8 protein-coding genes and 1 pseudogene are annotated in these 14,097 nt (G+C 60.9%); 7 read left to right on the top strand and 2 right to left on the bottom strand.

Annotated elements, in window-relative coordinates; all coding sequences use genetic code 11:
* The first annotated feature begins 196 nt into the window (after positions 1-196).
* Entirely contained in the window at positions 197-3,889 is a 3,693-nt protein-coding gene (locus tag PRN20_RS13820; RefSeq protein WP_273957995.1) for a vitamin B12-dependent ribonucleotide reductase, read from the top strand.
* A 437-nt stretch (positions 3,890-4,326) separates the two neighbouring features.
* On the opposite strand, the gene PRN20_RS13825 is transcribed toward PRN20_RS13820, so the two are convergent.
* Entirely contained in the window at positions 4,327-5,691 is a 1,365-nt protein-coding gene (locus PRN20_RS13825) for an IS1182 family transposase (protein WP_273957996.1), read from the bottom strand.
* A 376-nt stretch (positions 5,692-6,067) separates the two neighbouring features.
* Here PRN20_RS13825 and PRN20_RS13830 point away from each other — a divergent pair, with 376 nt between their 5' ends.
* From PRN20_RS13830 to PRN20_RS13855, 6 genes are all read left to right on the top strand, one after another.
* Complete coding sequence (locus PRN20_RS13830) at positions 6,068-7,066, top strand: hypothetical protein (RefSeq protein WP_273957997.1); 999 nt, start codon at positions 6,068-6,070, stop codon at positions 7,064-7,066.
* Complete coding sequence (locus tag PRN20_RS13835) at positions 7,063-8,184, top strand: hypothetical protein (RefSeq protein WP_273957998.1); 1,122 nt, start codon at positions 7,063-7,065, stop codon at positions 8,182-8,184. Before PRN20_RS13830 ends, PRN20_RS13835 begins: the two co-directional genes overlap by 4 nt.
* Positions 8,181-8,912: a hypothetical protein gene (locus tag PRN20_RS13840; protein ID WP_273957999.1), complete on the top strand. Its 732-nt coding sequence runs from the start codon at positions 8,181-8,183 to the stop codon at positions 8,910-8,912. Before PRN20_RS13835 ends, PRN20_RS13840 begins: the two co-directional genes overlap by 4 nt.
* Position 8,913: 1 nt before the next feature.
* Entirely contained in the window at positions 8,914-9,798 is an 885-nt protein-coding gene (locus PRN20_RS13845; RefSeq protein WP_273958001.1) for a hypothetical protein, read from the top strand.
* Positions 9,799-9,824: 26 nt separating this feature from the next.
* Positions 9,825-10,955 (top strand): hypothetical protein, encoded by a 1,131-nt coding sequence (locus PRN20_RS13850; protein WP_273958002.1) that lies wholly within the window; start codon positions 9,825-9,827, stop codon positions 10,953-10,955.
* 485 nt (positions 10,956-11,440) lie between these two features.
* The gene (locus PRN20_RS13855) at positions 11,441-12,511 is read left to right on the top strand and encodes a hypothetical protein (protein ID WP_273958003.1); all 1,071 of its coding nucleotides are present in this window, start codon (positions 11,441-11,443) and stop codon (positions 12,509-12,511) included.
* Between the two features lie 905 nt (positions 12,512-13,416).
* Here PRN20_RS13855 and PRN20_RS13860 read toward each other — a convergent pair.
* A pseudogene (locus PRN20_RS13860) lies at positions 13,417-13,915 on the bottom strand (transposase); the annotation flags it as partial.
* Positions 13,916-14,097: the final 182 nt, after the last annotated feature.

The raw sequence follows: 14,097 nt of genomic DNA on the forward strand, positions 1-14,097 counted from the left end.
GGAGGTTGCGCCGAGCTCATGGAGTCGGTGCGGCAACGACTGGGACCAAGCGGTGGCTGTAGTTCGCCGGAGGTCTCGAACGGGGCTCGATAGGTCGTTTTGTGCGGCCGTTAGACAGCGTCATACAAAGAGGCAGAGACTGTCATTGGCGGTCCGCGGGCTTTCCTGTCCGCTATTTTTGGGGAATCTATAGAGAATGCGCATCGAACGCCGGTATACCAAAGCCAACGAGAGCGCCTATTCCGGGATCGAATTCCGCTCGGTAACGAGCGAAATCCGCAATCCCGACGGCTCGGTTGTCTTCAAGCTCGAGGACATCCAGGTCCCCAATTCGTGGTCGCAGGTCGCGGCCGACATCATCGCGCAGAAGTACTTCCGCAAGGCCGGCGTCGCCAGGATCCTCAAGAAGGTCGAAGAGAACGACGTCCCGTCGTGGCTCTGGCGCTCGGTTCCCGACGAAAAGGCGCTCGCCAAGCTCCCCGAGGCTGAGCGCTATGGTTCGGAAACCGACAGCCGCCAGGTCTTCGAGCGCCTCGCCGGCACATGGACCTACTGGGGCTGGAAGGGCAAGTACTTCGCCACCGAGGAAGATGCGCGCGCCTTCTTCGACGAACTCTGCTTCATGCTGGCCACGCAGCGGGTCGCCCCCAACTCCCCGCAGTGGTTCAACACGGGCCTGCACTGGGCCTATGGCATCGACGGCCCCGGCCAGGGCCACTTCTATGTCGACCCCTTCACCCACAAGCTCGTCTCGTCCAAGTCCGCCTACGAGCATCCGCAGCCGCATGCCTGCTTCATCCAGTCCGTGAGCGACGACCTCGTCAACGAGGGCGGCATCATGGACCTGTGGGTGCGCGAGGCGCGCCTGTTCAAGTACGGTTCGGGCACCGGTTCGAACTTCTCGGCCCTGCGCGGCGAAGGCGAGCGTCTCTCGGGCGGCGGCAAGTCCTCCGGCCTGATGAGCTTCCTCAAGATCGGCGACCGCGCTGCCGGCGCCATCAAGTCGGGCGGCACCACCCGCCGCGCCGCCAAGATGGTCGTGGTCGACATCGACCACCCCGATATCGAGGAATACATCAACTGGAAGGTGAAGGAGGAGCAGAAGGTCGCCGCCCTCGTCACCGGCTCCAAGGTCGTCTCCAAGCACCTCAAGGCCATCATGAAGGCCGCGGTGAACTGCGACGGCACCGGCGATGACTGCTTCGACGTCACCAAGAACCCGGCCCTGAAGCGCGAGGTCCGCGCCGCCAAGAAGGCGCTGGTGCCCGAGAACTACATCGGCCGCGTCATCCAGTTCGCGCGCCAGGGCTACACGGACCTCGAGTTCCCGATCTACGACACCGACTGGGACAGCGAGGCCTACCTCACCGTCGCCGGCCAGAACTCGAACAACTCCGTCCGCGTCACCGACGATTTCCTCAAGGCCGTCGAGACCGATGGCACCTGGGACCTCAAGGCCCGCATCACCGGCAAGGTCACCAAGTCGCTCAAGGCCCGCGATCTGTGGGAGTCGATCGGCTACGCCGCCTGGGCCTCGGCCGATCCGGGCCTGCATTTCCACACCACCATCAACGAGTGGCACACCAGCCCCGAAGCCGGTCCGATCGTCGCGTCGAACCCGTGCTCGGAGTACATGTTCCTCGACGACACCGCCTGTAACCTGGCATCGGTGAACCTGCTCCCCTACCGCAACGCGGACTCGACCTTCGACGCCGCCGCCTTCGAGCACACCTGCCGTCTGTGGACGATCGTGCTCGAAGTGTCGGTGATGATGGCGCAGTTCCCATCCAAGGCCATCGCCGAGCGCAGCTTCGTCTACCGCACCCTCGGCATCGGCTACGCCAATATCGGCGGCCTGCTGATGACCTCGGGCATCCCCTATGACTCGGCCGAAGGCCGCGCCATTGCCGGCGCCATCACCGCCGTCATGACCGGCGTCTCCTACGCCACTTCGGCCGAGATGGCCGGTGAGCTCGGCGCCTTCCAGGATTACCCGCGCAACGCCCAGCACATGCTGCGCGTCATCCGCAACCACCGCACCGCCGCCTACGGCAAGACCGACGGCTACGAGGGCCTCTCGATCCTCCCCGTCGCGCTCGACCACAAGAACATCACGGACGCGCAGCTCTCCGCCCGCGCCAAGGCGGTGTGGGACGACGCCCTCGCCCTCGGCGAGAAGCACGGCTACCGCAATGCCCAGGTCTCGGTGATCGCGCCCACCGGCACGATCGGCCTCGTGATGGATTGCGACACCACCGGCATCGAACCCGACTTCGCTCTCGTGAAGTTCAAGAAGCTCGCCGGCGGCGGCTACTTCAAGATCATCAACAACGCCGTGCCCCCGGCCCTGCGCACCCTCGGCTACTCCGAGGCGCAGATCGCCGAGATCGAGGCCTATGCCGTCGGCCACGGCAACCTGAACCAGGCGCCGGGCATCAACCCCTCGACGCTGCGCGCCAAGGGCTTCACCGACGACAAGATCGACGCGCTGAACAAGGCGACCAAGTCCGCCTTCGACATCAAGTTCATCTTTAACCAGTGGACGCTGGGCGCTGATTTCCTGAAGAGCCTCGGCGTCACCGATGCCCAGCTCTCCGACATCAGCTTCGACCTCCTCGCCTTCCTTGGCTTCTCAAAGAAGGACATCGAGGCCGCCAACGTCCACGTCTGCGGATCGATGACCCTCGAAGGCGCGCCCTTCCTCAAGGACGAGCACCTGCCCGTCTTCGATTGCGCCAACCCCTGCGGCAAGATCGGCAAGCGCTACCTCTCGGTCGAGAGCCACATCCTGATGATGGCCGCCGCGCAGCCCTTCATCTCGGGCGCTATCTCCAAGACCATCAACATGCCCAACGACGCGACGGTCGCGGACGCCAAGGAAGCCTACATGCTGTCCTGGCGCCTCGCGCTCAAGGCCAACGCGCTCTATCGCGATGGCTCCAAGCTGTCGCAGCCGCTCAACGCCTCGATCGTCGCCGATGACGAAGAGGACGAGGACGACGCCGTCGAGCTGCTGAACGCCGCCAACCAGATGGCGCGCGTGCCGGCCGTCACCGAGAAGATCGTCGAGCGGATCGTCGAGCGGGTCACCCGCGAGCGCGAGAAGCTGCCGAACCGTCGCAAGGGCTACACCCAGAAGGCCAATATCGGCGGCCACAAGGTGTACCTGCGCACCGGCGAGTTCGACGACGGGCGCCTGGGCGAGATCTTCATCGACATGCACAAGGAAGGCGCCGCCTTCCGTGCCATGATGAACAACTTCGCCATCTCGATCTCGCTCGGCCTGCAGTATGGCGTGCCGCTCGACGAATACGTGGAGGCCTTCACCTTCACCCGGTTCGAGCCGGCCGGCATGGTGCTCGGCAACGACCGGATCAAGAACGCCACCTCGATCCTCGACTACATCTTCCGCGAGCTCGCCGTCTCCTATCTGGACCGCGAGGACCTGGCCCACGTCCACACCGACACGCCGACCGCGCTGTCGAAGTCCGACGAAGGCCAGCGCCCTGCCCCGATCCCGGCGCAGAACCTCGTCTCCCGCGGCATGACCCGCGGCAAGGTGAAGGACCAGAACCTGATGCTCGTCTCGGGCGGCCTCACCGCCGCCGCGGCCTACAACCCCGTCGCCTCGATGCAGACCTCAACCGTCACGGCCCTCAAGGCCGCCACGGCCCTGAAGATCGAGACGAGCCCGACGGTGCTGAACGAAGCCGAACTCAACCCCATCCCCAGCCCCCCGACCCAACAGGACGCAGGCCAGCTCCGCGCCCAGGCCCTGATGCAGGGCTATACGGGCGACCAGTGCAGCAACTGTAACTCGATGCGGATGAAGGTCAGCGGCCACTGCATGGTCTGTGAGGACTGTGGGACTACGACTGGGTGCAGCTGAGATTGCGGTGAGTTCGTGTGACCTGCTAGTTTCTAAATGATCTTTCCTGATGCCTAGCAAAAAGCCCGGAATTCCGGGCTTTTTCGCATCTACGCTCTCGGTTGGGAATTTCCTGATCGACCGAAACCGCCAACATGGGCGTGCAAGAGAGTTGCCGAGGCTGCGCGATCCACGCGGAGGTCCTTACCGTGATCGCCCACAAAGGATAGACACATCCCCAACCCGAACGTGTCTCATTGCCAACAAGCAGTGTGGCTTAGGTCGGAGGAAGAACAAACAGCCCCCGGAACCCGGGGCCTTTCGTTTTCGACGACCGCTTTGCGCCGATATCGTTGATTTAGTCGGCGATTTGGCTGCGTTCGGTCCTTCTGAGAAGCCCGTTCGTGCTCGGTGAGCTTGGCTCGGCGGCGCGGAAGGCCGCCGGATACCTGCTTAACCTATGCGAGCGCGGTCATCGGTCTGAGCTTGGCGAGCTTTCTGAGGTTCTGGGCGGTGGCGGCGAGCAGGAACTCGTCACGGGCGCCGCTTGGACCTCGCAGTCGGAGCCGACCGAGCCGGAGGATGCGCTTGAGGTGGGCGAACAGCATCTCGATCTTCTTGCGCCGGTGCCGGGAACGTTCATAGGCGGGGGTGTTGGTCAAGGCGCGGGCGACGTCGCGGGCATCCTCGTCGATGTCGCGCGGGATTTTGCGGGCTGGGGTGTTGGGACAGCATCTAGGCTTGAGCGCACAAGCATCGCAGTCGCGCTTGCTGGCGCGATAGATCCGTGTCCCCTCCTTGGTGGTGCCGGAGCGCGGTGTGGCGTAGGTGCGGTGGAACTGCACCAGGTGCTTGCCCTCCGGGCAGGTATAGCGGTCCTGCTCGGCATCGAAGGCGAAGTCGGAGCGCGAGAAGGTGCCGTCGGTGCGGTTGGACTTGTCGAACACCGGGATATGCGGAGCGATCCCGCGCTGCTTGACCAGCCAGGCCAGGTTCTCGGCTGAGCCATAGGCGCTGTCGGCAACCAGGCTCTGGGGCGTCAGGCCGAAGCGCTCGGTCGTCCGGTCGAGCATGGTGCGCGAGGCGCCGACCTCAGCCTGGCGGATGGCGCGGCTCGCCTCGACATCGAGGATGACCGCGTGCTCGGTGTCGATGAGATAGTTGGTGGCATAGGCGAAGAAGGCATGACCCTTATGGGCACCGGTCCACTGCGCTGCCGGATCAGCCCGCGAGATGAACTTCGGTGTGACCGGGCTCGCTGCGCCGAAGGCCGCATCGTCGAGGGTGGCCAGATACTCCTGCACAGCCCGACCGGCATCTGCATCAGCTCGCCACTCTTCTCCCGGCACTGAGCGCTGCTTGTTGGCGTCAGCGGCGATCAGGCTGGCATCGACCGCAAAGCCCTCGCCGCCGACCAGCCCCTCGCGCAGGCAGCGCTCGACCACAGTCTCGAACAGGTGACGCAGGATATCGCTCTGCCGGAAACGGCCGTGCCGGTTGCGCGAGAAGGTCGAATGGTCCGGCACCTTGCCGTCGAGGCCAAGCCGGCAGAACCAACGATAGGCGAGGTTGAGGTGCACCTCCTCGCACAGCCGCCGTTCGGACCGGACGCCCATGCAATAGCCCACGATCAGCATCCGCATCATCAGTTCCGGATCGATCGAGGGCCGGCCGATGGTGCTGTAGAAGGGCCTCAGCTCAGACCTAACGCTCCCGAGGTCGAGGAAGCGATCGATACGCCGCAGCAGGTGATCGCCAGGGACGTGATCGTCGAGCCGGAACTCGTAGAACAGCTGCGCCGGCTGAACCTGCATCCCCATCATCGTCGCGTCCTCCTGCATCTCTGCAGAACGGAATCACGACCACGGCGCTCGATCAACCGCCGACTAAATCAACGATATCCGCCAAAAGCGGACGTCCACTGAACGGACTTTACCAGGCACTCTGGAACGCATGGTTTGCCTCGCCGACACCGCTGCGACTTCTGGGCTGTGCCCGTCAAATTGCTGCCAGGGCGGCCGGGCCGCCCCAAGGGAGCGGGCGCCCACTTCAGGAACATGGTCGGCGTCGCACTGAACGTCACCGCGGGTAGCGGCGCACGTTGCCTCCTCTGCGAGCGCGGTACACAGCTTTCTAGTGCGTGACAAACTTCTCTATCGCGCACAGAATGACGTGCGCATCTATTGGGGGATATGTGCAATGCCGGCTGAGGACGCTGAGTCGGACAAGCAACAGCTAAAGGATGCTGTTCGCTCAATCATTCTTGTGCAAGGCAATGAGTTTATCAAAGAGCTATTGCGCAAGCACAAGCTACAGATCGGCACAAAAAAGGCCGACTTCTCTAAGAACATCCTTGCGGCCATCGACGCCGGAACATTGACGAGGCCGATGATCGAGGACTGGCTATCCGAGGTAGAGGGGTGGGGCAACCAACACATCTATCTGTTCAAGCCACCCATGGTGCCTAAGGCGGAAATCCGGAGGAAGTTCGAGAAATCTGATTTCGCCAAGCTCATCGACACGGCCGTCAGCTACGAGTTCCCCGAAGACCTCGAGCTTAGCGCGGTTTCGCTAACAGCCGACCACCTTTTCATCTCCTGGCACAGGGGCGCGGGCGGGTGGGAACGAACGCCGTCGAAGGACTTCGAACGGATAGAGGATGAGGAGCGCTACAAGTATCAGGCCTATCGAGAGCGGTTCGACCGTTCCGTGGTTCGCTTCGCCTGGCGCTTCACGGACCCGTTCTGCGCGGTGATGATCCAGCTGGCCGTCGAGGGTGACGCCCATACACCCATACATCTGCACGTACGCGACGATCTTAAGCACATCGGGCTCTTCGATGCGAACCCGGAGCGGATCCCGCTCAGTCAAGCGTTCAAGAACATGACCCTACAAAACGATACGCTGGTCCAATCAACCCGAATGATGACGGACGGCGGTCACGTCGACGCCGTTTCCACATTGAGCGAGGGTGGTATCGGTGATGTGGAAGCCCTCCTTGAGGCCCGGCGAGGCGTCAATGATAACAGCTTTGCGGGCGCCGACGGGCAGTTCCACTTCCTCCAAACCAAGCACGGCAAGCTCAGCCGAAACGTAAAGGTACAGGGTTACGGGGTTGAGAGCCGCGTGCGGGTTTGGGTTCAGTGCAAGCGTGAGGACGTCTACATCGTTCTCGGCGTGATCTGGGCCAACCAATGAGCGAGTCAGTGGTACGGAGACAGTTCGGCAACCGGGCGGTGGATGCCCTGCTGGCGCGTATATCGAGTGGATCGTCGCCGGAGATTGACCCGAAGCTATCGGCTCAGCACTTCGGTCTTCAGCCGGAAACAGCGGCGGAGTTCCTGGATGCCGCTTCGGTGGCCGGCTTGGTCGAGCGACGTGATGGTCAAGTCTGTCCGGCTTGCAAAGAAGACTTGGGTGCGCTGGATCCGGACACGGTTCTATGCCCGCTTTGTCAGGAGGCTTTCTCGGACCACGGCGGTATCGTGACCAAGGTCATTTACCGGGTAGGCGGACATCCTCCCCGCGCAATTCCGTGGATGATCGTGATCCATGGATTCAACACTTATGGGGAGTGGCAGCAGGATCTCAGCTGGCGCCTGGGGAACAAGCTCAAGTACAGCGCCCCTGTCCTGATCTACAAGTACGGGCTCATTCGCTTCAGCGTCCTCGTGCGCTGGCGTCATCGGCAGCTGGCAAGGCAATTGGGGGAAGCCATTCGCGCCGCAGTTGCGCACGCGAAGGCCAATCGAATACCCGAGGCACCGGACGTAATTCTCCATAGTTTCGGGAGCCAGTTGTTTGTCCAGCTGCTCGCATTGCCGGAGTTCGACGACCTATCGTTTGGACGCGTGATAGCGGCCGGAACTGTGATCCGGCCCAACTACAATTGGTCCGAACGGATCTCCCAAGGTCGCCTCGAGGGAGTGCTCTGTCACTGCGGCGGCAAGGACCGGGCAGTTCCGTTCGCACAATATTTCATACCAGGAGCAGGGCCCGGCGCACGTTGGGGATTCAGCGACGTCGCTGCAATCAATGTGATGGACGCCGGCTACGAACATGGCGGCTGCTTTGAACTCAAGGAGTTGGAAGCCAATCTTGGGCCTGGAGGATTGTGGGATCGTTTCTTGCGGCGTCACTTCAGTGCACTAAACGGCGATCCCAAACTGTTTCAACCGAAAGTATGGCGTCCCATGTGGGCGCCCATTCGGGGCCTCGTCCGCGTGACCGGCGTGCTCTTGATGGCCGGACTCGCGGCGGTAGCATTGACGTTGGCTTCCTGGGCATGGCTCGCCGTTATCGAGAGGTTCGTATGATTTCGATGCGTTATCACTATCCTTGGTGGCCTTGGGACCTTCACAAGCACATCGCCGACCATGTCGGCGGGAGCGAGTACTACGTGTTCGTCGAGGAGGCAGGGCCGGCAAATCCGGAAGGTCTGATGGGCCCAGACGAAAAGCCGATCGACAAGAATGTCTTTATCGAGGAGCTCAGCCATCGCTCTTGGCGCATTCGCGCAAGCGGTATCGACGCAGCTAAATTCCGTCAGAGCGCGGACACGTTCGAAGAGCTGGACCACGACAACGTCACCGACGGTGAGCGAAGGCGGCGAAGGGATCAGCTGAACGAGGTGTTCGGTGAACAACCACTCCCCATTTTCGACCTCTATTTGGGACCGAAGGATGCGGACTATCAATATCTCAGAGACATCCTTGTCCCCGGGGCATGGTATTGGGTGGTGGTGAGGCAGCGGTCTCCTGGCGAGTTTGCGCTGCCCATCTTTGTCGGTGCTCCAGAGTTGCCGGGCGGCCTGTATATGCCCGGCGCCCTCGAACTAGTGGATGCAGTTCCGCTCCCGATAGAGTACCGGCTCAGGGACATATTCTCGCTGGTACACATCTCTGACGCCGAGTTTGGAGAAGAGACTGGCGGTGAAGGGGAGCCGCTCCCCCCTGAACCCGATGGGCCCGAACTAGGCCGCTGGGAGCAGCCCGCTCGGCAGCTCTACTTGGCGCCGCAAGCACTCAAGAGCGCAGGAAACTGAAATGGCTGTCCGCACAAGAAAGGCGATTGCAAGTCCGGACCTGGCCAGTGTTTCGGGAATTACGCCGTTGTCTGCTGCATCGGGAATCCTCGGCGTCCGCGTTTTCGATGTCGGACAAGGAGACGCGATAGCTATCTTGGCGAAGGTTGGCGACACCGAGCAAGTGGCGCTTCAACTGGACTATGGCGGCCGTGAGCGTAACCCGTTCACTACCAGCGCGGACGTCGATACTCGTATGCCGGTATCGCAGAACAGATTGCTGATGCTCACGCATTGGGATGAGGATCACTGGTCATCGGCACCGAAAGGAAGCCAGGCAAAGGGCGCCAAGTGGGTGGTCCCGCGCCAGGTGACTTCGCCGCGAGCGGTGCGGTTCTCTGCGTCACTCAACGACATCCATTGCATCCCCGAAAAGCATGTCGGTCAAACAATCCGGTTTACCGCGGGAAACGGCGACTACATCGTTGCGGAGAAGATTGGTTCGTTCCCCGGAGCATTTGCCAAGAACGAGGATTGCAACAAAAGCGGCGTCGCACTCGCCATCGTTCACCGTTCGAGCGATGGCGATGAAGCCATTTTGCTTCCTGGCGACGCTCCCTTCGACAAGGTCGCCCCCTTTGTCAGTTTGGAAAAGCAGGGAGTGAAGCTCAGGGCCATTATCGCGTTTCATCATGGCGCTGGCACGCACTGGACAGCGTCCACGGACACGCTCCTGCAGAACTGGTCGAGGGCGCCGATCCTGGATGTGGTCTTCTCCTGCTCGCGGCCCAACAGTTACAGCCATCCAGACGACGGGCGATACAAGGCCCTCTTGCCGGGTGCGAACTTCCACATGACTGCCGATCTGCGAACAAACGCAGCGGTCTCTAGGGACATCCTGTTCTAATCCGCGGGCAGCGCTAGGTACCCACCATGAACTTGTCGCCTTCCACCAAGCTTGCCGTCGCGGTGAAGCCTCTTCTATGGAGCTTGAACGGATACGACGGCCCGAGCAGCCCGCGGGTAGCTGGGGGCTTCGTGAGAAGGCACGGGTTTGGTGGCGAAGAATGGAACGGACGCGGCAACCGCATCTGGAAAGGGCAACGGGTCTTTCACACCGAGACGAAAGACAAGCTTGATCTCTACGCCAGCTACGGACACCTCGGCCTGGTGATGATCGCCATGCGCGACGACGTACAATACATCGTCGGTGTGGCATGCGGCGTGCGTGCCAACAATGACGGTGATCTCGCCTCTATCTTCCGACACGCAGCTTTCAAGAACACAATCGATGAGCTTTGGAACGCGAGCGCGGTTCGAGCTCGCTACGCCTCAATCTCTGCACTGAAAAAGGACTTTCCGGCCGGCTTCGACGCACCTAGGTGGCGCTGCCCGTCGGAGTGTTTTCACTGGTTCGAAGAGCCGATTCCGCTGCCAAAGGACCCACTCGGCTTCGGAAAAAAGGTTCTGGCCAAGATGCACAACAACTATCAGGCCATCCGACCCGAGCATGCGCTCAAGCTGCTGGATGCCCATTTGGCAGCCGACAGCCTAATACGGCAGTGGTTCATTGACGGTGAGTTCGACGAGGCATTTCTGCCGCGTTACGTCAGAAGCAAGCCAGGTCAGTCGTCCTCAGAACGTGCGGACAACTTCGGTTCACCAGCGGCTACGGATCCCTACACGCGCTACCTACAGAAAAAGGAGATCAGGGTAACTCCCGAACACCATTTGCTTGAGAAGGCCTTCCTCGTCTTTTTGGGGACGCTTGGCGCAACGGCCATAGTGCAGAACAAGAACGCGATCGATGTTCGTTTCGACCTTGCAACTCGCGGCAACGTCATCGCCGAACTCAAGCCTGCGGTCGCGGGGCAAACGAAGTACCCCATTCGCTTTGCCGTGGGCCAAGTGCTCGAGTATCGACATTTCCAGAATCCGAACGCACACCCTCTAATCGTCTTGGGAGCTAAACCGAAACCCGATGAGGTCAAGTTCTGCCATTCGCTTGGGATTAGCTTGGCTTGGAAGACAGCTGAGACGTTTGTCGTTCATTGGACAGAGTGATTCATCCGAGCCGCCGCTTCGGTCTATTGGCGGACATCCGGCGCCCCAACCGGCATAATTTGTGCGTGCAGGCACTCATGATCCGCGCTCGTGAGGCCCCTGGAATTGCTCATATCGCACCGTTCTAGTGGGCTGCGGTTACCTGCTAACGAAGACCAGCCAACTCCGACAACTCTACAGGGGGCGCAGTCATAACCGGCTCACTTTGGACGTACTTGACGTTAGGTGGAGACCAACCCCCGACGATTGGCGTAGTCACTACCATGATGATGGCGAGATGCTATGGGCGTCCGCTTCCTGGCTGGATAAGACCCTCGTGCGGCACAGAAAGCGTCTGGTGTATGAGATCAGATTCTCGAAGTACGGCTCGACGCGAAGCTACGATGAGACCACGGGGGTGAAAGCCGTCTACGTGGGGCTGCGAACAGACAACCCAAACCTCAGAGTTTGGCACGCGAAGCGTGCATCAAAGCTCGACTAGGCGCTTGCTGAAGCTCGGCGTCGGCTTGATCATCGAGAGGGGAACCGAAGCCGTTCCCCGCTGCGCGACATCGAGAGGGTCAACAGTGTCGGATGCGTTCATGATGATCTGCAAGACGGAGATGGACCTTCTTGCGCCGCCGACTATCGACACTCCGGCAAACTCACCCCGACGGGTCTTTCAAAGCCGGCTTCTCATCTCAAACGTAGTGGTGACGCGCACTTCGCCGCAGGCCGACAGACGGCCTGGGGGTCGCGAATGGCATGCGTGGCCAACGTCGGCGCAGCGGGCTAGACTCTATCGAAATGGAGCCGATATGAGCGACTGGAAATTCGGCAGCGACTGGATGGCGAAGATGGGAAACATCGGCGAGAAGACGCTGGGGCCCGTGACCATCTATGGCGGCATGGTCATGGAGCAGCTCAAGAAAAACCGCGAGAAGTTCAAGGCCGAGAAGCTCTTCCCCGATATAAGTCAGGCGCATGCGTCGGCGATCAGCGCGCTGGTGAACTTCTTGTCCCGCATTGCCGGTAAGCCCATCCCCGAGAACCGGGACGACATTCAGGGCCAGATGACGTTAATCGCCCACTTCGTACAGGGCATCCAATTCGTCGAGACCGCCATCGTCGAGGGCCTCTATCCGCAGGCAGCGACCTTGCTACGGCAGGAGCATGAGATCGTTGCCGCCGTAGAGGAGTACTCAGCTGGGCGCCGCAAGGAAGCCAAGACACCATTCGCGACGATCGGCGTCCTCAAGAACATGGGGCAGGTCTACGGCGACCTGAGCGGGGCGGCCCACGTATCGCAGGCACAGCTCCTGAAGGACATCGTAGTCATGGAGATCGGCGAAAAACGAGGGCCATCGCTGCTACCCATCTACCACAAGGAGCTTTCGCTGAATCTTTACGCGCTGCACGTCAGCTACATCATCATGATCGCACAGCTGGCCAACGAGGTCCATCGTGGCCTCACAGGCGAGGAGCTTCACGAGGACGAGCTGAAGCTGTTAGTGATTGCGAAGAAGATCCTGATCGACAGCGGGCTGATGAAACTGGAGACGCCCGAAAAGGCCTAAGCCAAGGCGGATGATTGACCTGACCAGATATCGATAACTCGCGGCCCTTAATTTGCCGTCCGCTTCTGGTCCACCATGTCAGATTAAAGGTTCGCCTTCGCAAAAGACCGTTTCAAAAACAAACAGTCGGCTACCCATCCCTATCTCAGACAACCGCACGCTTATCCTGCAATGTCCGCTTCGGGCCAGTAGCGGCCCCTGCCCCGTATCCGTTCCAAGAAGAAGTTTGCGTTGATGCAATGCCAACGGCCGGCAGGTGGCCGCTAGCGAAATGCCGGCTTGTCTGATGACTGATCTGAGTCGTTGAGGCCGCGCCGACGGTAAGACCCTAGTGGACAGTCTACTGCGCTACCGAGCGGGCTGGATGATCAAATGCTGAGGCAAACCTGGACCACGAGATCGCGAACGACACCTCCTGCGCGCTGCCACTAAAGTGCCCAGACCAGAAGCGTGGTATCACACGGAGTTTTCGCGAAGGCGTTGCGTCGAGCGGAATCGACCAGAAAGCGAGGTCCCAGCCGGGACAACAGCAAGCTGGACTAGACCCCAGGTTTGGCCGGCATGAATACTGAGCTATGACTGCGATGTTATGGTGTAACCCATCACGCGTAGCGTAGATTTTCGGCTTGTTGCTAATTTCTAGATGATCTTTCCTGATGGTCAGCAAGAGGCCCGGATTTCCGGGCTTTTTCGCATCTCCGCTCTCGGTTGGGAATTTCCTGATCGTCACGTTGGCAACCGTTGCCAGCGGACCTATTGACTTGCGAGCCCGCTGAGCCCTCGGGCCAGCAACGGAAAATGTGCCCCAAACTCTGAACGGATCCAACTTTCGTCAACGCCACTGGTGACGTCTGATCGTTAATCGGCGCCGGTCCGCGTCGACTGATGACCTGCCGCGTAGGCAGCTTGTAGATTCGGGCACCTTCACCCACGCTGTAGAGTCGGGCATGCACCCGCCGATACCCATAGCGGATGCGGGTCTTGCAGATCTGCTTGATCCTCAACTTCAGGTCGGCCTGCTCGCCGCGCTTGCCCTTGTAGTGGTACGGCGACCTGTCGTCCCGCAGCGCATCGCACGCCTTGCGGATCGCCACATTCCAGGCCTGCCGCACCTCATCAACGAGGGACCGCCTGCGCGCAGGCCTCAGAGCTTGAGAGCACATCCTGCAGCATGGCCTTGTCTAGGCGGAGGTCCGCGACGATGCGCTTGAGCTTGGAGTTCTCCTCCTCGAACTGGCGCCGCCGCTTCACCTCAGACGGCATCAGACCGGCTTAGCGCTTGCGCCAATTGTATAAGGTGGCGTCGGCAATACCGGCCTTGCGGCACACCTCCGCAACCGGCGTGCCATCCTCAGTTTGCTTGAGCACAAAGGCGATCTGACCCTCAGTGAACTCTTCGACCACCTCTGCCGTCGAGGAGCACGACTTTCTCACCGACAGGGAGTGTCAGGATGTCCTTCGCTATCAGGTGATGCCTGCGGGACGTTCTCTGGATCCGTTCGGTGCTCTTTGCTACAAATCCTCACGAGTCGGAGCTAGGTCGCAGACCTAAACTCACTTTGCGTGAAGACCACTAGGCGCCCTGA

The organism is Devosia sp. ZB163 (assembly GCF_028613635.1).
Taxonomy (GTDB): Bacteria; Pseudomonadota; Alphaproteobacteria; order Rhizobiales; family Devosiaceae; genus Devosia_A.